Annotated in this window: 20 protein-coding genes and 2 tRNA genes; 13 read left to right on the plus strand and 9 right to left on the minus strand. The window is 50.4% G+C overall.

Translation table 11 applies throughout. From position 1 onward, the window contains the following. Positions 1-47 precede the first annotated feature (47 nt). The 7 genes from KOI40_RS09020 (at position 48) to KOI40_RS09050 (ending at position 5,177) form a co-directional block, all read left to right on the plus strand. The gene (locus KOI40_RS09020) at positions 48-785 is read left to right on the plus strand and encodes a heme ABC transporter permease (protein ID WP_216097178.1); all 738 of its coding nucleotides are present in this window, start codon (positions 48-50) and stop codon (positions 783-785) included. 32 nt (positions 786-817) lie between these two features. After that, on the plus strand, positions 818-1,024 hold the full coding sequence (ccmD, locus tag KOI40_RS09025) for a heme exporter protein CcmD (RefSeq protein WP_216097179.1): 207 nt from the start codon (positions 818-820) through the stop codon (positions 1,022-1,024). A 119-nt stretch (positions 1,025-1,143) separates the two neighbouring features. Then, complete coding sequence (gene ccmE / locus KOI40_RS09030; RefSeq protein WP_216097180.1) at positions 1,144-1,608, plus strand: cytochrome c maturation protein CcmE; 465 nt, start codon at positions 1,144-1,146, stop codon at positions 1,606-1,608. Continuing rightward, on the plus strand, positions 1,598-3,598 hold the full coding sequence (locus tag KOI40_RS09035; RefSeq protein ID WP_216097181.1) for a heme lyase CcmF/NrfE family subunit: 2,001 nt from the start codon (positions 1,598-1,600) through the stop codon (positions 3,596-3,598). The genes ccmE and KOI40_RS09035 overlap by 11 nt, the downstream gene beginning before the upstream one ends. A 39-nt stretch (positions 3,599-3,637) precedes the next feature. Then, positions 3,638-4,168, plus strand: coding sequence for a DsbE family thiol:disulfide interchange protein (locus tag KOI40_RS09040; RefSeq protein ID WP_216097182.1), 531 nt, complete (start codon positions 3,638-3,640; stop codon positions 4,166-4,168). A 6-nt stretch (positions 4,169-4,174) separates the two neighbouring features. Beyond that, entirely contained in the window at positions 4,175-4,447 is a 273-nt protein-coding gene (locus tag KOI40_RS18865; protein ID WP_216097183.1) for a cysteine-rich CWC family protein, read from the plus strand. A gap of 58 nt (positions 4,448-4,505) precedes the next feature. After that, complete coding sequence (locus tag KOI40_RS09050; protein ID WP_216097184.1) at positions 4,506-5,177, plus strand: hypothetical protein; 672 nt, start codon at positions 4,506-4,508, stop codon at positions 5,175-5,177. Positions 5,178-5,315: 138 nt separating this feature from the next. Here KOI40_RS09050 and KOI40_RS09055 read toward each other — a convergent pair whose 3' ends face one another. Together KOI40_RS09055 and KOI40_RS09060 are read right to left on the minus strand one after the other, a co-directional pair. Then, the gene (locus KOI40_RS09055) at positions 5,316-6,692 is read right to left on the minus strand and encodes a spinster family MFS transporter (RefSeq protein WP_216097185.1); all 1,377 of its coding nucleotides are present in this window, start codon (positions 6,690-6,692) and stop codon (positions 5,316-5,318) included. Between the two features lie 187 nt (positions 6,693-6,879). Then, positions 6,880-8,418, minus strand: coding sequence for an FMN-binding glutamate synthase family protein (locus KOI40_RS09060; protein WP_216097186.1), 1,539 nt, complete (start codon positions 8,416-8,418; stop codon positions 6,880-6,882). Positions 8,419-8,765: 347 nt separating this feature from the next. Here KOI40_RS09060 and KOI40_RS09065 point away from each other — a divergent pair, with 347 nt between their 5' ends. Next, positions 8,766-9,293: a 3'-5' exonuclease gene (locus KOI40_RS09065; RefSeq protein WP_216097187.1), complete on the plus strand. Its 528-nt coding sequence runs from the start codon at positions 8,766-8,768 to the stop codon at positions 9,291-9,293. 32 nt (positions 9,294-9,325) lie between these two features. Here KOI40_RS09065 and KOI40_RS09070 read toward each other — a convergent pair whose 3' ends face one another. The 3 genes from KOI40_RS09070 to KOI40_RS09080 form a co-directional block, all read right to left on the minus strand. After that, positions 9,326-11,350 (minus strand): oxidoreductase, encoded by a 2,025-nt coding sequence (locus tag KOI40_RS09070; protein ID WP_216097188.1) that lies wholly within the window; start codon positions 11,348-11,350, stop codon positions 9,326-9,328. A gap of 71 nt (positions 11,351-11,421) precedes the next feature. Next, positions 11,422-11,811, minus strand: a complete 390-nt coding sequence (locus KOI40_RS09075; RefSeq protein ID WP_216097189.1) for a nuclear transport factor 2 family protein — start codon at positions 11,809-11,811, stop codon at positions 11,422-11,424. A 71-nt stretch (positions 11,812-11,882) separates the two neighbouring features. Beyond that, the gene (locus KOI40_RS09080; RefSeq protein WP_216097190.1) at positions 11,883-12,722 is read right to left on the minus strand and encodes a crotonase/enoyl-CoA hydratase family protein; all 840 of its coding nucleotides are present in this window, start codon (positions 12,720-12,722) and stop codon (positions 11,883-11,885) included. Positions 12,723-12,903: 181 nt separating this feature from the next. Between KOI40_RS09080 and KOI40_RS09085 the strand changes: the two genes are divergently transcribed. Further along, positions 12,904-13,542, plus strand: coding sequence for a TetR/AcrR family transcriptional regulator (locus tag KOI40_RS09085; protein WP_369413168.1), 639 nt, complete (start codon positions 12,904-12,906; stop codon positions 13,540-13,542). Between the two features lie 46 nt (positions 13,543-13,588). On the opposite strand, the gene KOI40_RS09090 is transcribed toward KOI40_RS09085, so the two are convergent. The 4 genes from KOI40_RS09090 to KOI40_RS09105 form a co-directional block, all read right to left on the minus strand. Further along, positions 13,589-14,176 (minus strand): YceI family protein, encoded by a 588-nt coding sequence (locus KOI40_RS09090; RefSeq protein ID WP_439653235.1) that lies wholly within the window; start codon positions 14,174-14,176, stop codon positions 13,589-13,591. A gap of 63 nt (positions 14,177-14,239) precedes the next feature. Continuing rightward, a complete protein-coding gene (locus tag KOI40_RS09095) occupies positions 14,240-14,776 on the minus strand; it encodes a cytochrome b (RefSeq protein ID WP_216097191.1) in 537 nt (178 codons plus the stop codon). Between the two features lie 677 nt (positions 14,777-15,453). Then, positions 15,454-15,530, minus strand: a tRNA-Asp gene (locus tag KOI40_RS09100). 48 nt (positions 15,531-15,578) lie between these two features. Further along, positions 15,579-15,654, minus strand: a tRNA-Val gene (locus KOI40_RS09105). Between the two features lie 201 nt (positions 15,655-15,855). Between KOI40_RS09105 and KOI40_RS09110 the strand changes: the two genes are divergently transcribed. The 4 genes from KOI40_RS09110 to zipA all read left to right on the plus strand — a co-directional run bounded on the left by KOI40_RS09110 (position 15,856) and on the right by zipA (position 22,826). Continuing rightward, complete coding sequence (locus KOI40_RS09110) at positions 15,856-16,401, plus strand: cytochrome c-type biogenesis protein (RefSeq protein ID WP_216097192.1); 546 nt, start codon at positions 15,856-15,858, stop codon at positions 16,399-16,401. Between the two features lie 124 nt (positions 16,402-16,525). Then, a complete protein-coding gene (gene ccmI / locus KOI40_RS09115; protein WP_216097193.1) occupies positions 16,526-17,812 on the plus strand; it encodes a c-type cytochrome biogenesis protein CcmI in 1,287 nt (428 codons plus the stop codon). Positions 17,813-18,133: 321 nt separating this feature from the next. Beyond that, positions 18,134-21,643: a chromosome segregation protein SMC gene (gene smc, locus KOI40_RS09120; RefSeq protein WP_216097194.1), complete on the plus strand. Its 3,510-nt coding sequence runs from the start codon at positions 18,134-18,136 to the stop codon at positions 21,641-21,643. A gap of 199 nt (positions 21,644-21,842) precedes the next feature. Then, positions 21,843-22,826 (plus strand): cell division protein ZipA, encoded by a 984-nt coding sequence (gene zipA / locus KOI40_RS09125; protein ID WP_216097195.1) that lies wholly within the window; start codon positions 21,843-21,845, stop codon positions 22,824-22,826. Positions 22,827-22,916 lie beyond the last annotated feature (90 nt).

The following is a 22,916-nucleotide window of genomic DNA, read 5'->3' on the forward strand; positions in this document are numbered from 1 at the left end:
TTGAAAAAGAAGGTTCACATAAACAGGTTTTACAGAGAGGAAAGGCCGTGGGTTGGCAATGGTTTCACAGATTGGGTTCGCCGCGTTGGTTTTATGAGAAAACCAACGCCTGGATCCCGTGGTTGGCAGTCATCAGCATCAGTTTGTTGGTGACTGGCGCTGTATGGGGATTGGCTTTTGCACCAGAAGACTTCAAGCAAGGCAACAGCTACCGGATTATATATATCCACGTACCATCAGCTTTTCTGGCGCTGGCCGGTTACTACACCATGGCGATCAGTGGGGCTATAGGGCTGATCTGGAAAATGAAACTCGCGGATATGGTGATGAAGAGCGCCGCTCCCATCGGTGCTGTACTGACCTTCGTGGCACTGGTAACCGGAGCTGTGTGGGGTAAACCGACCTGGGGAACCTGGTGGGTCTGGGATGCGCGAATCACTTCGATGTTGGTGTTGTTCTTTTTGTACCTTGGGGTGATAGCACTGCAGGAGGCCTACCAACATCAGGACACCGCCAATAAGGCCAGTGCAATTCTCGCACTGGTGGGTACGGTCAATATCCCGATTATCTATAAATCCGTCGATTGGTGGTACACATTGCATCAGCCGGCAACCATTAAATTCACCTCCGAATCGACAATAGACCCTTCCATGCTCTATCCGCTGTTGATGATGGTGACAGGTTTCTATGTGTTTTACGCCCTGGTTTTGCTGATGAGTACCCGCAGTGAAATTCTGGTTCGTGAGAAAAAGACTCGCTGGGTCAAAGACCTGGCTACTCAGTGAATGAATAAGTAACTGAAGAGGTTATCAGGTTGATGAAGTTTCAGTTTGAAAGTGCAGCAGACTTTATTTCCATGTCAGGTCACGGACCTTACGTTTGGGCCAGCTATGCCATCACCGCGGTATGTCTTGCCTATTTAGTTGTTTCACCTCTGTTAAAGCGCCGTAGCCTGATGGCAGAGATTAAACGCCAGTCACGGATTGCGGAAAGAAATGCTGAGTTACAGGGCACAAGTCGATAACGGTTAGGCAGTAAGTTTAGGCGTGACCAATGCCAGGTTTCCGTTGGTCATAGCAGGGTTTCAATAAACGTTAACGTGATTTTGAAGACGTTAACCCAGTTTTAAGATGAGAAGTATTAATGCATCCAGTTAGAAAACAACGCCTGATTATGGTGTTATTTATCGTCATTTTTGCCAGTGTCGCGGTGGGGTTGATGGCTTATGCCCTGCGAGAAAACATCAACCTGTTTTATCCGCCGTCTAAAATCGCGGCAGGGGAGGCACCGGTTGATACGCGTATTCGAGCCGGTGGATGTGTTTTGCCGGGTAAAGTGCAGCGCGCCTCGGATAGCCTGGATGTTAACTTCTTGATTACAGACGGTGCAGCCACCGTTGCTGTTCATTACACCGGCATCCTCCCGGATCTGTTCGCAGAGGGGGAAGCGGTTGTGGTTAATGGCAAACTAAATGGCGATGGCGTCTTTATGGCGACCGAAGTTCTCGCCAAACACGATGAAACTTATACCCCACCTGAGGTAGCAGAAGCCATGCAGAACGCCGGTGAACATCAAAAGACCTGTGAAGGAATGAGTTATGGTTCCTGAGTATGGACATTACGCGTTAATACTGGCCTTTTGCCTGGCCGTTGTCTTGTCGGTTGTTCCCCTGTGGGGAGCGCACACCGGCAATCGCAACATGATGGCCACTGGACGCAGCCTGTCAGTGGGGATGTTCGCCTTTGTAGCAATATCTTTTGCTTGCCTGGTGTACAGTTTTTTGCAGGATGATTTTTCTGTTGCCTATATCGCCAATCAATCCAACAGCCTGCTGCCCGTCCAATACAAAGTCAGTGCAGTCTGGGGAGGACATGAAGGCTCGCTGCTGTTGTGGGTGTTGATTCTGGCAGGCTGGACCCTCTCAGTTGCTCTGTTCAGCAAGCAGATGCCTCTGGATATGGTGGCCCGAGTCCTGTCGGTCATGGGCATGATTGCTGTGGGCTTTTGCGCCTTTGTGCTGTTTACCTCCAACCCGTTTGATCGTTTGTTGCCTAATGCTCCGGCCGATGGCAGTGACTTGAATCCGCTGTTACAGGATCCGGGGCTGATCATACACCCACCGATGCTCTATATGGGGTATGTGGGCTTTTCCGTTGTATTCGCCTTCGCCATTGCGGCATTGCTGTCTGGGCGTCTCGACAGTGCCTGGTCTCGCTGGTCGCGTCCCTGGACGACCATCGCCTGGGTATTTCTGACCTTGGGGATTGCTCTCGGCAGTTGGTGGGCGTACTACGAGCTTGGCTGGGGTGGCTGGTGGTTCTGGGATCCGGTTGAAAATGCATCCTTTTTGCCCTGGTTGGTAGGGACGGCATTGATCCACTCCTTGGCGGTTACAGAAAAGAGAGGGGTGTTCAAAAGCTGGACTTTGCTACTGGCCATTTTTGCGTTTTCGTTAAGTCTGCTGGGTACCTTTCTGGTCCGGTCCGGGGTGTTAACTTCAGTGCACGCCTTTGCTGCCGATCCAGAGCGAGGGGTGTTCATCCTGGGCTTTCTGGCCGTTGTGGTGGGTGGTTCCCTGACGCTCTATGCCCTTAAAGCGCCATCGGTAAAATCCGCTGCAAGTTTTGAGTGGATTTCCCGTGAATCTTTCCTGTTGGCAAACAATGTTCTGCTGGTTGTTGCGGCCGGTACCATTTTGCTGGGTACGCTTTACCCTCTGATTGCCGATGCGCTCAACTGGGGAAAAATTTCTGTAGGCCCACCGTATTTCAATTTCTTCTTTACACCATTGATGGCGCTGGTCGCTGTATTGATGGGCGTGGCTGCATTGGTCAACTGGAAACGGAGTAATCTCTCGACACTATGGAAGTGGCTCAAAACTCCCATTGCCATGAGTCTGATTCTGGGAGGAATACTGCCTCTCTTTATCGGTGAGGAATACTCGTTTTCGGCAGCTCTTGCCATTGCTCTGGGCAGCTGGATTATTCTGTCGATGGTTACCGATGTGTTTTACCGGCTACGAAATAGTAAAGGGTTTGTGAAAGCTTTCACCAAGCTACCCCTGAGCTACAAAGGCATGCTGATTGCTCATATCGGTGTAGCATTTACCCTGTTGGGGGCAAGTCTGAACACGATTTATTCGGATCACCGCGACTTGAGAATGGCACCGGGCGAACGTCTGGAGCAGGGCGGTTATGAATACCTCTTCAAGGAACTGGTTGAGCTGCGTGGCCCCAATTATCTTGCCAGTCGCGGAATTATTGAAGTGTATCAGGATGGCAAGCAGGTCGATGTTCTGCATCCAGAAAAGCGTCGTTATTTCTCTGGTGGTAACCTGATGACTGAAGCCGGCATTAACGCAGGCTTTTGGCGAGATTTGTACGTCGCCCTCGGTGAGCCATTGGATAATGGTGCCTGGGCGGTGCGCATTCATTACAAGCCATTTGTCCGCTGGATCTGGCTGGGTGCCATTTTGATGGGGTTAGGTGGTTTGCTCGCAGTCCTGGATAAACGCTATCGCCAGAAAGTTACGCAGAAGCGAGCGTCGAAAGTTGCATTGGAATCTGCATCAACAACCAGAGCGCCATCAGCTTCTTAAAGCGCAGTTTGGAATTTTGATTATGTTCGAGTGGTCGCTATGTCACGTCTAAAGTTGTTTATACCGCTGATGATCTTTGTTGTTTTGGCGGTTTTTTTCTGGCGCGGTCTCAGTCTGGACCCTACGGACATGCCTTCGGCTTTGATCGACAGGCCTATGCCTGCCTTCAGTCTGCCGACTGTGAATGACGCGACCCGGGTTGTCAGTGAGGGTGACTTGAAAGGTGAGGTCACTTTACTCAATGTGTGGGCAACCTGGTGTATTTCCTGTCGGGTTGAGCACCCTTATCTGGTCGAATTGGCGGCGCAGGGCGTTAAAATTGTAGGCGTCAATTACAAGGATGATGTTCAGGAAGCTCAGAAGTGGTTGAAGAACCTGCATAACCCTTATGTTTACAGTATTGTCGATGCAGATGGGCGACTGGGGATTGATCTGGGAGTGTTTGGCGCCCCAGAAACTTATGTGCTGGATCGTCAGGGCGTTATTCGTTACAAGCATGTGGGTGTCATTGACGACAAAGTCTGGACCGAAGAAATCAAGCCGATCGTTGATGCTCTGAAAAAAGGTTAATCGTCTATGGACGAAAGTCTTTGTCCCATTTGTCAGCAAAGTAACCGGTGTGGAAACATAAATCGGACGCCATCATCGAATCAGGAGTTTGATTGCTGGTGTTTCCATACCAAAATTCCGCCTGCTGCGCTCAACGCTCTGCCTTCCAGTCAGCGTGGACAAAGCTGTATCTGTCAGTCCTGTGCCGAGGCGTATACAAGCGAGCCCAGTCTGAAAGGCTCGGGCAACTCCCGTACTGAACTTGCTTATCCTGTCGGCGAAAAGCCTTCTACACCATAACGTTTGACCTTCGTCACACAGTGTTAAGCTATTTGTTGTCTATACTGAGGTGGTTTTTATGCATCAGGATGGAAGCATTATGCTCGCAAGATCGAACCGAATGGTTAGGCAACAGTTTCTAAACACTCAATTTATGGGTCAGGCATTCTCTCTGATGTTTTTAGGGGCAACAGTCATATTGACTGGCTGCTCACAGACCACAACATCTGACATTGCATCTTCTGCGTCCGTTACTTCACCTGCTCTTGAGCAGCAAGCCATGGATGCGACTAAAGAGCTGCAGCCTAAACCGAAAGAAATACTGCACCAAGATACCTTGCAAGGGTACGCCACCAAGGAATACCTTTTCAGCGCAGCCAGTGGGCAACACGTTAAGATTAATTTGCAAACAGATAACTTAAGCAATTATTTTAATGTTGCGCCGGTGGAAGAAGGGAATAGTGCGATTTTTATCGGCTCTTTAAGAGGGACTACTTTTGAACAGACTTTCACTGAGTCAGGAGACTATAAAGTTCTCGTATATTTGATGCGCAACGCTGCACGACGGGATGAGAAGGCGACTTTCCAATTGTCCATCAGATTGAGTGGGCAATTGCCTCCACAGGGGCCGAAGCCTTTGGCGAAAGCCGTTATGCATCCAAGCTGGGATGCAGATGGTGATGGTATTAATGACTGCGAGAAAGATGGCAGTTGTGATCACACGGTTGATTATACCAAGCCCAAACCATAAGTCTGAAGTATTGGATGCTTCTGGCAACGCTTTGTCAGATATAAAAAAAGGGGGAAATGACTGGCAATCATTTCCCCTTTTTTTGTTGTCTGTTTTTTGGGCTGGCCTATGGACAGTGCCGATGTTGGTAAGCAGGGATCAAGCTTTTGACCCCTGCAACTGAGCGGCTGCTTCTTCCAATTCTGCCTGAAGTTTGCTCCTGCGCTGCTGATCTCCGGGCAAGCGGGCGGCTGCGATGGTAAAGGCTGCCGCTGCGATAATGCCGATAGAGGCAGTGATGGCCAGAGAATAGCGCAAGGAATCGGTGCCTAGTGACGGCGCCAGCGCATCACTGACAACACCCGCGAACAGAGGGCCAAGCCCCAGTCCAATCAGGTTCAGGATAAAGAACAGCACCGCTGACCCCATGGCGCGCATCATGGGCGGCAGTAAAGAATGGGTAATGGCAATGGTTGGCCCCAGATAAAACGCACCGGTCATGGTGGAGAAAAACAGAAAGCCCAGAATCAGGCTGCTGTGAGGATAGAAGAGTGTCCCCAGCATCAGCGGAAAACTGATAAACACTGGAAGGGCCGAGATCCACAGATACCAGCGTTGATCCTTCGCGCCGAGCTTATCGGCCAGATAGCCGCCGAGATAAGTGCCCACCATACCACCAATACCGGAAATCAGCGCTAAAGCGGTACCGGCCTGCAGGCTGTCATAACCGTGAGAACGCATAAGGAAAGAAGGCAAGAAGTTACCTACACCGTAGCTTGTGAATGCGGCCAGACCGGCGGCGACTGAAAAAAAGCGGAAGGAACGAAGTTGCCAGAGGGCCGACATGGTTTGCTTGAAGTTGGGTTTATCCTCATCGTCACGCTGGGCTTTGAGGCTGGCGGGATCGGACTGTCCCCGAACAGGCTCTTTGATGGTGAAGCGAACCAGCAGGGCAACCAGAATGCCTGGCACGCCTACAACAAAAAAGGCCCAGCGCCAGCCGAAGGTATGGTTGATCCAGCCACCCAGCAAGAAGCCCATCAAAATGCCGAAATAGACACCTGTTGAGTAAAAAGACAGCGCTGTGCCACGTTGTTCCGGCGGGTAATAATCAGAGATCATGGAGTGAGCCGGAGGGCTGCCGCCAGCTTCACCAACACCGACACCAATACGGGCAAGTAACAACTGGTAGAAGTTGTGTGTGGCGCCAGAAAGCGCTGTCATACCGCTCCAGACGGTGATGGCAAGGGATACAATATTGCGTCGGTTGCTCACGTCAGCCCAGCGCGCAATGGGGATACCAACACTGACATAGAAAATGGCAAAAGCGAAACCAGTGAGCAGACCCAGCTGAGTATCGGACAGCCCCATATCGGCTTTAATCGACTCCTGCAGAATTACCAGAATCTGACGGTCAATAAAGTTGAAGGCATAGACAATGGTTAAAATGACCAGCACATAGCGACGATAGGCAGGGCTGTAGCTGATGGCTTCAGTGGCCGGAATCTCGGCCGAGCTGGGGCGTTCTTGGCTCATAATTCTCTCATTCGTATTGTTATATTGCACATGAACATAACAGAAGAGAGGCTTTGGGGAAAACCCTTATTTGCTCTTTTTAACCAGCATGAGCGCGCTGAATTATGCGCTATAGACAGGGTAAATAATCCGACCCAAAAGGGGGCTCCAGTCACGGATTATTTAACCCTCGAGTTGAGCTGGTGAGTTATTCAACCAGTTCAGCCTGCTTGCTTGTTTTTGGTTTCCAGCCCAGTGGCGTGTCCGGGTAAATTTCATCTAGAGGACGGGGTATCCCGTCACTGTTGATAACCTGGGCGTGACGTCTTTTCAATTGCCGGGGTTCAGCAACACCGCAGGAGTTGGCGATTACACCGACTTCATACATCAGGTTGTGGGCAAAGTTCTTGACGCGGGTAGTCTTGTTAGCCGGGTTGAGTCCTTTTTGCAGATCCGGGTTATGGGTTGTGATACCGGTTGGACAGGTGTTTTTATTGCATTGAAGGGCCTGGATACAGCCGAGGGCAAACATAAAGCCCCGGGCGCTGACGGCGACATCGGCGCCGACACACATGGCCCAGGCAACATCCGAGGGATTGATCATTTTCCCTGAGCAAATCACCTTAATACGTTGTCTCAATCCAAATTCGTTGAGCTTGTCGATAACGAGAGGAAGGCTGCGTTTCAGCGGCAGGCCAACATAATCCATCAGACTCTGGGGAGCAGCACCAGTACCGCCGTCAGCACTGTCGATGGTGATGAAGTCCGGGGCGTATTCGAGACCCCGTTGAACAATGGCACGACACAGGTCATCAAGCCAGCCACTTTCTCCCAGAACCACCTTAAAACCGGTTGGTTTACCAGACACCTGTCTGACACGATGGATGGATGTCAGCAGCTCATCAATAGAACGGATATCGGGGTGGCCATTAGGACTGATGGACGCCATACCAACCGGAATACCCCGAGTGGAGGCGATTAAAGGTGTCACTTTCTCTCCTGGTAAAATGCCTCCCTTGCCGGGTTTGGCACCCTGACTGAGTTTGATTTCGATCATTTTGACTTCAGGGTGTTCGGCGATCGTTTTCAACTTATCCTCGTCAAGCATGCCTTCCTGAGTACGGACCCCGTATTTGGCAGTGCCGATCTGAAAAACGATGTCACAGCCACCCTGTAGATGATAGGGAGACAAGCCTCCTTCACCGGTATTCATCCAGATACCGGCTTCTTTAGCCCCTTGAGACAGGGCCTGGACTGCGGGAACTGACAGGGCTCCAAAGCTCATACCTGAAATATTGTAAAACGAGTTTGTAGTGTAGGGGATTCGGGCAAATCCCTCGCCAAATGTAATGTCTGAAGGGGGCAAGGCATCTTCTTTGAGTATCGGAAACAAGCCGTTCAGAAAGAGGATCTCTCCGGTTTGATTAAGCGGGCGGGTGGAACCAAAAGCCACGGTTGAGTCTATATCCTTGGCTGCACGGTATACCCAGCTGCGCTGTGCACGGTTAAAAGGCAGCTCTTCCCGATCCAAAGCGAAAAAATACTGGCGGAAGAATTCACCCAGATGCTCAAAAAAGTAACGAAAGCGGCCAATGATGGGGTAATTGCGACGTATGGCGTGCTTGGTCTGGTGTATATCAACCCAATAGAGGTAGGCGAGCCATACGACCCCGAATCCAAGCATCAGAATCAGCAAAAGTGCGCTAAATTGAAAAAAGAAATGAATAAAGTTAGCCAGCCATTCCATGAAAAAGCCTTCTTGTATTGAGATTAACCCTGAGTTACCAGCATAAATATGGGTGTGTTTGAGGTTCCCACGAAAATGCTGTGCATATCGCTGGATGATAGCAGACACTGAACCCGCTTGGGTGGGGTGGAAAGTACTTTGACAAATGTTATGGCGGGGCAGTTGTGTTCTGTTTTACATTGGTATTACATGAATTACCTAAATTTTACAGAGATTACTGAAGAATTTGTCAGGATAAACCGATAAGCTGCACAGATTTCCAAGTGCCGCCCCGGGTTTCAGAAAAGAAAAACAAAGTCGCCTGGCTGTAAGAGGCGCTTGAATACCAGACGCAAAGGTTAATTGTAGTGCCGCTTAATTACTCAACGACGAGAAATCGTATCCGTAAACCTGCAATCATTGATGTGGAGGCAACAGGATTTCATCCCCACAGCTATCCCATAGAAGTTGGTATAGCGACCAGTGATGGTCAGCGCTACTCTTCATTGATTAAGCCGTATCCCAATTGGGAGTACTGGTCCGAAGAAGCTGAGGCTGTACATGGAATCAGTCGACAGGATCTGGAGAAATATGGGAAACCGGGTAAGGTCGTGGCGGAAGATCTGAATCGCTTGCTGCAAAACCAGACCGTGTATAGCGACGGATGGGTGGTGGATAAACCCTGGTTAATCAAACTGTTTGACCGTGCGAGAACCCCCATGAACTTTTGGGTCTCACCTTTGGAAATGATACTTACCGAGCAAATGATGGCCTGCTGGAGTGACGCAAAGCTCAACGTGGCGAAGGATTTTGATGGTCAGAGACACAGAGCCAGCACCGACGCACTGTTTATCCAGAAAACATTTGATTGCGCGGCGGAGCTGGCGGGTGTTTAAGCACGTCGTGGTGACGTGCTTGGGTTATGAACTTAAATTTCGGCAGCCAGACGTGTGCCCTGATCAATAGCACGCTTTGCATCCAGTTCCGAAGCCAGATCTGCACCGCCAATCAGGTGATAGGGCTTGGTCAGATTTTCCACCAGATCGCGCTTAGATTGCTGACCGGCGCACAGAATCACATTGTCGACATTCAGAACTTTAGTTTCGTCACCGACTTTCAGGTGCAGGCCTTCGTCGTCAATCTTCAGGTACTCACAACCCGGAATCATCTTCACACCTTTATTGATAAGGCCTGTACGATGAATCCAGCCTGTCGTTTTACCCAGGGTGCCACCGACTTTTGCGGTTTTGCGTTGTAACAGGTAAACCTCGCGCGGTGATGGATGCACATCAGCGCTGACGCCTTCAATACCACCCCGTGCCTTAAGGCTCATATCGACTCCCCATTCCTTCATGAAGGCATCAATATTTTGGCTGAGAGAGGGGCCTTCATGGGTCAGGTATTCAGAGACATCGAAGCCGATACCGCCGGCACCAATCACAGCGACGGATTTACCCACAGGGTGTTTGCTTTGCAGTACATCCAGATAACTCAGCACTTTGGGGTGATCGACACCGGGTATAGACGGGGTGCGAGGATTAATCCCTGTAGCAAGGATGACTTCATCGTAATCACTGTCATTTAATTGTTCAGTTGTGACCGGGGTGTTCAATTGCAAATTGACTCCGGTTAGCTCAATACGACGCTGAAAATAACGGAGGGTCTCGTAAAACTCTTCTTTTCCGGGCACTTGTTTAGCGATATTAAATTGCCCACCGATTTCGCCGGCAGCATCAAACAAAGTAACTTGATGGCCGCGTTCAGCTGCAGAGGTCGCAAATGCCAGGCCAGCAGGGCCAGCACCAATAACCGCAAGTTTTTTGACTTGTGTTGTAGGCAGGAGGTTCAGTTCGGTTTCGTGACAAGCGCGGGGGTTGACCAGACAGCTGGTCATCTTGCCGCTGAAAATGTGATCAAGGCAGGCCTGGTTACAACCGATACAGGTATTGATTTCATCACTTTTACCTTCGGCAGCCTTGTTGACAAAATCAGGATCGGCCAGGAACGGGCGAGCCATGGATACCATGTCAGCGTCACCATTGGCGAGAACTTCTTCGGCTTTTTCAGGGGTGTTAATGCGGTTTGATGTAATCACCGGAATAGTAAAGTGATCCTTAAATTTTGCTGTCACCCAGGTGAACGCCGCACGAGGTACTTTGGTGGCGATTGTGGGGATACGGGCTTCGTGCCAGCCAATCCCGGTGTTAATGATGGTCGCACCGGCTTTTTCAACGGCTTTGCCGAGCATGACAACCTCATCAAAGGTACTGCCGCCTTCAACCAGATCCAGCATGGAAAGACGATAAATAATTATAAAATTTTCACCCACGGCTTCACGTACACGTCGGACAACTTCCACCGGTAAGCGCATACGGTTTTCGTAATTGCCTCCCCAGTCATCATCGCGTTTGTTGGTGCGTTCGGCCAGAAACTGATTCAGGAAGTAACCTTCTGACCCCATGATTTCAACACCGTCATAACCACTTTTTTGAGCCAGAACCGCAGTGCGGACGAAGTCTTCAATTTGTTGTTCAATCTCTTCTTCAGTAGCTGCCTGGGGTTTAAAGGGGTTGATAGGAGCCTGAATCGCAGAAGGGGCTATGGGGTTTTCATTAAAGGCATAACGGCCTGTGTGCAGAATCTGCATACAAATTTTGCCACCAGCTTCGTGTACCGCAGAGGTAATGATTTGATGGTCAGCGCAATCCTCTTCACTCCATAACATTTTGGTATGTTCATGAGTCGCGGCACGTTTGTTGGGACCAAAGCCACCGGTCACAATCAAACCGACACCACCACGGGCACGTTCCGCGAAAAATGCAGCCATGCGCTCATGACCGTTGGGGGCCTCTTCAAGACCGGTATGCATCGAGCCCATCAGGACACGGTTTTTCAGAGTGGTAAAGCCCAAGTCAAGCGGGGCCAGCATGTTTGGGTACAAATTGGTGCTCATGAACAATCTCCTGTGTGATTGTACTTTTCTAAAAGGCTGGTAGGTTGCAGCAGTGGTTTAACCCTGGATGATCAGAGAAACCCTGCTTTTTGTAAGCGGTCGGTCATTTTTTCAAACATCAGGTTAAGGCCGTTCATGGGGCGTAACATAACCTCGAACTGAATGATCTTTCCTTCCTCATTCCACTGGATCAGGTCAATACCTTTGATCTTCTTGTCATCAATGGAGGCAGAAAATTCCAGAGCAAAGTTCCGATCGTCCGACCACTCACGGTTATACTCAAAATTTTCAAAGATATCGATCACCATGGACAGAATGTAAGCGGTGATTTCTTTACCTTGCTTGGGTGCCCAGACTGTCGGTGAATGAAACTCAACGTTTTCGTCCAGAAGCTCATTCAGCAAATCCAGGTCTTTTTCAAATACAACGTTGTGCCAAAGTTGAAGCCGATCATCGTTCATAACAGATCCTTGATGGCGTGGTTCCGGGTGTTAAATCGCAGGTCGCATTTGCCAAGTCGATGAGTCTCGGCTTAGTCAAAAATGGAGGACACTTTATTCAGCTCTTCGAACTGAGGTTCACGTTTTTCCATTTTTGCGGCAAAGGTTTCCATCATGTCTGTTTGCGGTTGAAACATGCCGCTCTGCCAGACGGACATATAGTTGAGACTCTCAGCGACACTGTGATCGCGGGTGTAATTGATCATCTCTTTACAGCCCGCAACTGCCAGTGGTGATCTTGCAGCGATTTGTTCGGCAATGGCCATCACGTCTTCCAGCATGGCTTCCTGAGAGGGATAAACTTTGTTGACCAGACCAGCGTCTTTGGCTTCTTCAGCGAACATGCGGCGTCCGGTATAGGCCAGTTCCCGCACCAGCCCCTGAGGAATCAAGTGGGGCAGGCGTTGCAGGGTTCCGACGTCAGCGGTCATCCCTAATTTTGTTTCTTCGATGCTGAAAAATGCATCTTCTGTGCAATAACGTATGTCGCAAGCGGTGACCATATCAACAGCGCCGCCAACACAGCCTCCCTGAATGGCCGCCAGCACGGGCATGCGAACCTTTTCGAATTGGCTAAGAGCGTCTTGCAGTTGCAGAACCGTACGACGCAAGTTTTCATGTTTACGGCCGAGTTCCTGTTCTTGATTCAAGGTGCCACCGGTAAATACCGCCAGATCCATACCCGCTGAGAAATGCTTGCCAGTTGAAGAGAGCACAATAACCCGTGCTGCGGCCTCATTATTGATGTGTTGAACAACCTCAGGAAGCTCTTTCCACAGTGCCGCATTCATGGTGTTCAGGGCATCCGGGCGATTGAGCTGGATATGAGCGATTTTGTTGGAAATAGTGAGGGTAAGGCTTTCGTAGCTCATAGTCGGGCTCCTGAGTGGGTACGGGTTATCCTGAACTGGACGGTGTCTAGTTTGTGTTTGGGGTAATCTATAGCTTCATTTTGACACTGTCAAGATTGGCTGATACATTGAGCGCCACTGTCAGTGAGCTGCTGCCAGTTGACCGCCTGTCTGTAATTGAGCATCAGTGATAACGTCAAACGTGAATACCAGCACTACAAACACAAAAGCGTCATACCATCATGGGGATTTGCGCCAGGTCCTGATGGACGAAGCGGCTAAAATGATCCGGGACGAGGGCGAGAACGCTTTTTCCATGCGTAAACTGGCCACTCGAGTGGGCGTGTCGCGAACAGCTCCTTATCATCACTTTGCGGATAAGCAGACCTTATTGTGCGCGATTGCGGAAGAGGGATTCCGGCGGTTTCAATTGTTTAAAGACCCTGTTGCCACGGATCCTGAGACGGGTTTGATTGCATTTGAGGCGCTGCAGGGTTTCGTGAGTGGGTATGTTCGTTTCGCGTTGGAAAATGCAGAATACTATGACCTGATGTTTGGCGGGCATCTCTGGAAAAATCAGCTGCTTACGGAGTCTCTTACCCGAGAGGCCCACGCGTCATTCAGGCGTTATGTCGATGGTATTCGTCACTGGCAGGAACAGGGACTCATCCTGAAATCAATTGATCCGCTGCGCTACGCTCAGGTCAGCTGGAGTACCTTGCACGGCATGAGCCGCTTGCTGATCGACGGAATTTATGTGGATGAAGCAGCAGTTGAACCCATTTGTCACAATGCGGCCATGATGTTCTGGACTGAGTTAACGGGGCAGAAATCCGAATAGTTCTTAGTAGGCTGTGCTCCCCCTTTTTTATAAAGGGGGGATCGAATTACTGCCGAATACCTTCGACATACAGTTCCATCGTGACTCGAGATGAGGCAGGCCCCAGTTTTTCAGGAATACCAAAGTCTTTTAATTTCAAAACCGTGGTTCCTGAAAAACCCGCTCGGTATCCTAGCCAGGGATCCGGGCCTTCACCCACTTTTGAGGCTTTGATGGTGATGGATTTGGTGACACCGTGCAGTGTTAAATCGCCGGTCAGTAAAAAATTGCCATTGCCCTGATCTGTGACTTCAGTGCTCACAAACTTTGCCTGACCAAATTTGTCGGTATCCAGGTAGTCGTCACCTCTTAGATGTTTATCCCTCTCTGCATGGTTTGAATCGATGCTGGCAGTGTCGACAACAACTTCAACGGTAGAAGCTTCAAGGTTTTCAGGGTCGTAGGTGAACTTGCCTTCGAAACTGTTGAAACGCCCCAGCAGCCATGAATAACCCAAATGAGGAATTTTAAACGTAATAAAGGCGTGGGCGCCTTTTGTGTCAATCTTGTACTCGGCAGCGAAGCTGCTGGCAGACAAGGCCAGACCGGCAACCAGAGGTATTAGTGTTTTACTCATCAGGGAGGCGACACGCATAAAGGCTCCTTTTAAATATGCTGTGAAATTAGTGGGTAGTTTAGTCTGCAGGTTCTAACTACGTTACAACATTCTTTTTAAGGTAGCATCCTTATCGAGCACGTGATGCTTGATGGCCGCCAAAGCGTGAAGAATAACCAGGCCAATAAGAAACATGGCAAGCCAGTAGTGGACATCCCCGGCAATATCCTCCTGATTCTCCATTAGCGTGCCTATCGCAGGAACCGTAAACCAATTGAATACATCAATGCCCCGACCATCGGCGGTGGGAATCAGATAGCCGGTTGCAATGATGCCAAAAACCAGTAAATACAGTACCCCGTGCACGGTAGAGGCCAGAGTTACTTCCCAGGGTTTGTGGCTGACTATGTGTTTAGGTTTTGGGTTTGCCCAGCGCCAAATTAACCTGAATGCCATGGCTGCCCCCAGAAGCATGCCAATGCTTTTGTGGTAATGGGGCGCCTTAACATACCAACTGTCGTAATAAGATAGATCAACCATCCACAGCCCGAGGGCAAACATGCCGATAATGAACAGTGCGATAACCCAATGCAGGCACTTGCTGACAGAGCCGTAGGTTTGTGTTGTGTTTTTTAGCATTTCAGTACATTGATTTTTAGGCAGAATTGAAAGAAGTATAGATAGAAATCGTTGCGTTATACCCGCAAGCTCCTTTATAGCTGTACTTCCAGAACTTAGGTGAATTTGGCGGATTATTCTACAAATGTCTACAGAGTAAGATTTTGACTGTATAACAGTTCACATATCTGCAAGCTTAAGTCAGTTGATTTCAATGTCCAGGAGGGCTGATTGCGGCTGATCCTGAGCTGAGTAAAGCTGGAAGAACACCAAAAGAATCGGTTACTGGCTATTCATTGATCGAGATCAAAGGCTTCCACAGGCGGGGGCGTACTATGAATCCATCGAAAAGAATCAAGCAGCCCGAAAGGAAGGTGACCTATGTATATCGATGCTTATGTACTGTCTGGTGTAGCTATAGTGGTATTGGCCTGTGTCATGGTTGGGTATCTGGGTGTGTATGCACATCGGCATATTAAAGAAGATATGGAAAAGTCTAAAAAGTCCTGAGGGGCTGTTAACTAGTCCTGGCAGCGGGTAACAAATTCAGAAAGCAGCGATCTCTTTGTGAGGAAGAGGTAGGCTGCTTTTTTTGGTTTTTGGGGTTCAGCTTTTTAGGTAGGTGGTTGCCACTAATGTGCAGACATAAAAAAAGCTGCCGTACTCTCCTTAAAAGAGTAGGGCAGCTTTTTGAAATATGGCGGACCGGACGGGACTCGAACCCGCGACCTCCGGCGTGACAGGCCGGCATTCTAACCAACTGAACTACCGGTCCGCATTGTCCTGACAACTCCAAATCTTTCGCATCACGCATCGAAAAGATTGGTGGGTGGTGAGGGGATCGAACCCCCGACCCTCGCCTTGTAAGGGCGATGCTCTCCCAGCTGAGCTAACCACCCTCGCTGTCAGTGGCCGCGTATAATAATGATATTTTGGTTCGGGTCAATGACTTTTTTCGAGAAAATTCAAAATCCTACTGATTTTTCTTGGTGAGACTTCTAGATTTTTCTTTACAGGACTTCTTATAGAGCCCTGACGAGTCGATTGCTATACTCTCTCGCTCTTTCGAAGAGAGTATATGACTGATCAGGGGCTCCATAATGCTTAACAAGCGCAAACGCCTGAATGCACGACATTCCCGCTGCCGACTGAGTGTCTGGCTGGTTTGGTTTGCATTAACGGTTTCTTCCGCCTGGGCGGGAATTGATGTCTATGAGTTTGACGATGAGGTCACTCGCCAGCGCTATCTGTCGTTTGTGGAGGAGATGCGTTGCCCCAAATGTCAAAACCAGAATCTGGAAGGCTCTGACTCACCGATTGCCGCTGACCTTCGGCGTGAGCTCTATCGCATGCTGCAAGAAGGCAAAAGTGATAAGGAAATCGTCGATTTCATGGTTAACCGGTACGGTGATTATGTCCTGTATCGACCTCAATTAAAGAGAAATACCTTGCTCTTGTGGTCATTGCCGGCGGTATTGCTTCTGCTGGGGGCGGTTATGGTCGGGTTAACCCTGCGTCACCGCCGAAAAAGCAAAGCCCAGGGAGAAGAATCCCTCAACCCTCTCGAGCAGGAGCGTCTGAATCAACTTTTATCTGACGCAGAGCAAAAGCGAAGTCAGGCATCTGATAAAAACAGCCCGGAATGATCGAGGTCTGGCTTAGCAAAGCACAGTTTAACAATGAGCTCGTCTTACACAGGGTGCCGAGAGCGTACCGTTGAGCATTTTATTTGAATGGGGCACTCATAAGCCCAAGTTAAGGTAGGTATCCATGGGGAATTTTTGGCTGGTTGTCGCCGCAATGTCAGCTTTATCGGTAGTATTCATCTTGTGGCCGTTATGGCGTCAGTCCAAGTCGCAGCAGGCTGATAGTTTGACTTCAACGGAAGATCGCAAGGGGGTAGTGCTCGATCTGTTTAATGAACATCTGCAGGCATTGGAGTCTCAGCTGGCCTCCGGGGAGCTGGATCAGTCCCAGTTTGATCAATTGAAAAAGGAGCTGGAGCTGTCACTGCTGGAAGACATCGCAGAGGCGGAAAACCAGGGGCAGGGGACATCCCGCTGGGGGCTGTATCTGGCAGCGGCATTGTTGCCGCTGGCCGCCGCGGGGTTTTACTGGCAGCACGGTTCGATTGAGGATGTGAAGATTCTGGATCTGCGTGAAGCTTATTTCCAGCAGACGGATGCGGTCAGTGGGCAGCAAGATCTGGATGAGTTGATTGCCAGCCTGGAAAGCCGTCTCGAAAAAAAGCCGGATAATGTGGGTAATCGTTATCTTCTGGCCCGCTCTTACATGCAAAAGAATGATTATGTGAAAGCGGTTGGCGCTTATATGTACATTGCCCAGCACAATGAAGAGGTGCCTCCGAATATTCTGGGGGAGTTGGCCCAGGCAGTCTTTTTGGCATCGGGGAATCGCGTGACACCTGAAGTGCAGTCGCTGGCAGAAAAGGCGTTGGCCAAAAACCCTGACGAGACAACTTCACTGGGGTTAATGGGGATTGCTGAGTTTGAACGGCAGGACTATGGTCAAGCCATTCAATATTGGGAGCGAGCGGTGCAGGCTCTTGGAGCATCCACGCCGGCAGCACGCTCCTTGTTGGCGGGAATAGAGAGGGCCAGGGCTTTGTCTGTGGAGTCTGGACAAGCACCTCTGGTGTTGAGGCAGCCAGGTCAATCATCGCCTGCGGATTCAGAATCAAGTGACTCTCAGTCCAGGAGCCTGACCGTTAAGGTGAGTTTGTCCGACAAGGTTACTGCCTCGCCCGGTGATACCGTCTTCATTTACGCGAGGGCCTGGCAGGGGGCGAGGGTTCCTTTGGCCATACAACGATTTACGGTCGCGAATCTTCCGGCCGAGATCACTCTGGATGAATCCATGGCTATGGCCCCAAACATGACCATCAACAGTGTTCCCAAGCTCGAGGTTGTTGCGAGAATTTCGAAGACGGGTGAGCCGGTTCCGCAATCCGGTGATTGGCAGGGCAGTTATGGTCCAGTGGTTTTGGCTGAGCTGAACGGCCCCCTCACTTTGTCTGTTGATCAGCAGATACCATAAGGTGCTTTCCTATTAGGTTTGTTGATTGATTTGTGCGCCACTTGAGTGAGTGGTGTACAGTCCTGGGTGGCGCCAATTACTGCATCTCGGGGCATGTTGGACGATGGAAATTTTACCCCGGTGAGTGGATGTAATAGCCCTCCCAAATGTGTAAAATTCCTGTTTGGTCAATTGCTTGAGTAAGGGCAACAGTAAACACGGGATGTGGGCTGGCAGGGTGAAGAATATCGATTTAACGTCATTGGGTGGCGTTTCTGAGCTATTTGGATCGACCCCAAATCATAAGAAAATCAATACGTTATATCTGAGTGAAGCATTTCTATGCGGCTAAAGTGCATTAAGCTGGCAGGTTTTAAATCGTTCGTCGATCCGACGACCGTCAATTTTCCCAGTAACCTGGGGGCTGTTGTCGGGCCCAACGGTTGTGGTAAGTCCAACATTATTGATGCCGTGCGCTGGGTAATGGGGGAATCTTCCGCCAAGAACCTTCGTGGCGAATCCATGACGGATGTTATTTTTAACGGGTCCGGTGGCCGCAAACCTGTGGGACAAGCCTCTATTGAGCTGGTCTTTGATAACAGCGATGGCACCCTCGTGGGGGAATACGCCGGTTTCTCGGAAATCTCCATTAAACGGAAAGTAACCCGTGACGCTCAAAACAGCTATTACCTGAATGGCACCAAATGTCGCCGCAGGGATATTACCGACATCTTCCTCGGTACCGGTTTGGGGCCTCGTAGCTATGCGATTATTGAGCAGGGGATGATTTCCCGCTTAATTGAAGCCAAACCAGAAGAACTGCGGGTGTATATCGAAGAAGCCGCAGGCATCTCCAAGTACAAAGAGCGTCGCCGCGACACCGAAAACCGCATGCGCCGCACCCATGAAAACCTCGAGCGACTGACGGATATCCGTGATGAACTGGAACGACAGTTATCGCGTTTGCATCGTCAGTCTCAGGCTGCCGAAAAGTACACCGAGTACAAAAAAGAAGAGCGTCAGCTGAAGGCTCAGCTGCAAGCGTTACGTTTTAAGGTTCTGGATGAGCAGGCAACGGTCAAAAAAGAGGCCATTACCGAACTGGAGCTGAAGGTTGAGTCATTTGTCACCGGTCAGGTTCAAAATGATACGGCAATTGAAAAGTACCGCACGCAGTACACGGATTTAACTGACAAGTTTAACGACGTTCAGGGTCGTTTCTATTCCATTGGCGCCGATATCGCTCGAGTTGAGCAAACCATTCAACACTCTCAGGAACGTAGCCGCCAGTTGCAAACCGATCTGGATCAGACCGAGCGCGACTGTAAAGAGGCCGAGGAACACCTGGTCGCGGATAAAGCCAAGGCCGAGGAGTGGGAAGAGGAACTGATGGAGCTGGAGCCAGAGCTGGAAATGGTGAAGGCGGCCGAAGAGGGCTCCGGCGACGAACTCCAGGAATCCGAAGATGCCATGCAAAGCTGGCAGCAAGAGTGGGACAGCTTCAATCAGACAGCTTCAGAACCCCGTCAGCGAGCAGAAGTGCAGCAATCCCGTATTCAGCATCTTGAGCAGGTTCAAAGCCGGTTGCTGGAGCGTATTCGCAAGCTGGAAGAAGAGAAGAAGAATCTTGTTCCCGACGATGCCGAAGAAGAAATTGGCGAGCTGACCGAACAACTGGCCGAGCTGGATCTGTCTGCGGATGAAAAACGCAGTCGTGTTGAGCAGCTGGGTGAAGATATAAACAGCGTGCGTGATGACAACGATGGCATTAGCGGCCAGTTGGATCAGGTTCGCAGCCAATTGCAGTCCATGCGTGGACGTCACGCGTCCCTGGAAGCCCTCCAGCAAGCGGCCTTGGGTGAAAAGAGTGGCGCCGTCAGTGATTGGCTCAAGGAGCAAAGTCTAACCGAAAACCCACGTCTTGCTGAAGGTGTTGAGGTTCGTGACGGCTGGGATAAGGCGGTTGAAACCGTTCTTGGCAATACACTGCAGGCCGTTTGCGTAGAGGGGCTCGACGGTGTTTCCGAATTTGTCAGTCAGCTGACCCAGGGTGAGCTGGTTTTACTGGATACCCACGCAGAAGTTGCATCCGTGAGCGGTTCAGTAGCGGACCGCTTGCAGGACAAGGTGGTTTCCAAGGTCAATATGGCGGGGCTGCTGGGTGCAGTCTACGCCGTCGAAGACTTGCCGGCAGCTCTGGCAATTCGTGCCCAGCTGCAGCCCCACGAATCGGTTGTCACCAAAGATGGACTCTGGCTCGGCAGCAACTGGTTGCGGGTAGCCCGTGACAACGATGCCACCTCCGGTGTTCTGGCGCGCAAACAAGAGCTGGAAGAGCTCACCGAGCAGCTGGAGGAAGCCGAGAATCAGGTGGAAGAGCTGAGCCTGAAGCTGGATGAAGGCCGGGCAAAAGTCAAAGAGCTCGAGCAGCAGCGTGAACAGGTACGCCGCGAATCGGAAGATCACAACCGCAAGTACAGTGAGTTACGTTCACAGTTGAGTGCCAAGCAGGTACGTGTTGAGCAGATCACTGTGCGTCGCGATCGGGTAGCCAATGAAATCCGCGAAGCCCGTGAACAGATGGATCAAGAGAACGAAGGGCTTGGCGAAGCTCGGATGATTCTCGAAGAAGCCATTGAGGCTATGGGTCGCGATACTGAGCAGCGTGAAGAATTACTGGCTCGCCGCGATGATATCCGGGCCAAGCTGGAAGACGCCCGTCAGCGTGCTCGTCACGATAAAGATCGTGGGCATCAGCTGGCAATGCGTCATCAGGCGCTTAAAACTCAGGTTGATTCCGTTAAGGCGGGATTGGGCCGTCTCCGGGAACAAACACAGCGGTTGCAGGAACGCCGCGATATGCTGCGTGATCAACTGGAAGAGACCCGCGATCCAGGTGAGGAGCATCAACTGGAACTGGAGGCGTTGCTGGACAAGCGTCTGGCCGTTGAGGAAGAGCTGACTCAGGCTCGTAAAGCGGTTGAGCAAGTTGAGCACGACCTGCGCAAGGCTGAGCAGGAGCGCAACCGTTCCGAGCAGGATATTCAGGCTGTGCGGTCCAGGCTGGAGCAGGCCAGACTCGAAGCCCAGACCTTGGAAGTGCAGCGTAAAAACCTGCAGCAGCAACTGGAAGAAGAGAATTTCCACCTGCAAACCTTGCTTGAGCAGTTACCGGAAGATGCCCAAGAGCAACCCATGCAGGAAGAGCTGGAAAAAATTGCCGGTCGTATCACTCGCCTTGGGCCGATCAACCTGGCAGCCATTGATGAGTACAAAACGGAATCTGAGCGTAAGAATTATCTCGATGCCCAGAATGACGAATTGCAGGATGCGCTTGAAACTCTTGAGAACGCCATCAAAAAAATCGATCGTGAAACTCGCACACGTTTTAAAGAGACCTATGATCAGGTTAACTCGGGCTTGCAGGAGTTGTTCCCGAAAGTCTTTGGTGGCGGACACGCTTATCTGGAATTAACCGGCGAAGATTTGCTCGATACCGGTATTGCGATTATGGCACGCCCACCGGGCAAGCGTAACAGTACCATCCACCTGCTATCCGGTGGTGAAAAGGCTTTGACGGCCATCGCGTTGGTTTTCTCGATTTTCCGTTTGAATCCGGCGCCGTTCTGTATGCTCGATGAGGTTGATGCACCGCTGGATGATGCCAACGTTGGCCGTTATGCCCGCATGGTTGAGCAGATGAGTGAACACGTACAGTTTATCTACATCACCCACAACAAGATCGCCATGGAGATGGCCCACCAGTTACTGGGCGTTACCATGCATGAGCCCGGTGTATCCCGTCTTGTGACTGTGGATGTGGAAGAGGCGGCTGAACTGGCTGCAAGTTAAGAGAGGATGCATGCTGTTTAATCGGAAGGCTGCAGGCAGTGCATACTGCAGTTCTACATACAGGAATCAAAAATTGAACTCTGCGCCGAGCTATCGCTCGAATAGAGAGAGTGGTTTACCGATGGACCTCCATTGCCGAATGACACACAACCCGGACATATCCATTTACCCGGCTTTACCTAGAGGGGCGCTTTAAGGAATGGACTTCGCAATGCGTGAATGGCTGACAGTCATTATTGTATTACTGATCCTGGGCGTTTTGTTGGATGGCTGGCGTCGTATGCGCCAGTCCAAACGCCAGTCCATCAAGATGTCACTGAAGGCCAATAAAGGCGCCGACCGGGACATTGACGAAGGTTATGGCAGTGAGTTACCCAATGGTGGTGCCCGTGTGGTTGGTCATCGGGATGAAGACGACACTAGACAACTGACCCGCAATGTTCAGGAAAGTTTTGGTCAAACCAAGACGACTTTGGGAGCAAGAATCCCTGAGCAAGTAGCGTTGAATCTAGATGAAGACGTTCCCATGCTGATGGATTCCGTTGAGGATGAGGATCGTCACAGAGAACCATCTTTGCGTGACGACAATGAGCCTTCAGAACCATCTTCAATTGCTGATGAAGCTATGCCCTTTGAAACTCAACCTGAAGACTCCGGATCTTATGGTCGGGGTGCTTATGAGCAAGGAACATCCTTTGCCGAGCCTCGGGTAGATGGAGCTGCCGATCTTGATGAGGCTGAGCCTGAACTTGAGCCAGAAGAAGTGCTGGTCATAAATGTCATGTCCGTGGGTAACGACCGTTTTCGCGGTAGTGAATTGCTGGATGTGCTCCTTGAATGTGGCATGCGCTATGGGGATATGCAGATTTTCCACCGTCATCATGGCGAGGACGGCGAAGGTCCGTTGTTGTTCAGTATGGTCAATATGGTTGTTCCAGGTACCTTTGATCTCAATACCATGGATCAGTTTGAGACGCCGGGTGTCAGTCTGTTTATGACGCTGCCAATGAACGCCAACAGCATGGAGGCCTTTAATATTATGGCCGATACAGCGAAAGCGATTGCAAGCCGTCTGGGTGGTGAATTGAAAGATGAGCACCGCAGTGTGATGACAGCTCAAACCATAGAGCACTGTCGTCATCGTATTCGTGAATTTGAACGGAAGCAGCTGTCACGCGCCTAGATCAGCTGTAACTATCTCGCAGATACACCGCGTCTATCGCCCTGATTTCAAAGTCTGGAGTCGGGGCGAGCAACAACAGTTTTCCGGAAC

This window comes from Pseudomaricurvus albidus, assembly GCF_018863235.1.
Lineage (GTDB): Bacteria > Pseudomonadota > Gammaproteobacteria > Pseudomonadales > Cellvibrionaceae > Pseudomaricurvus > Pseudomaricurvus albidus.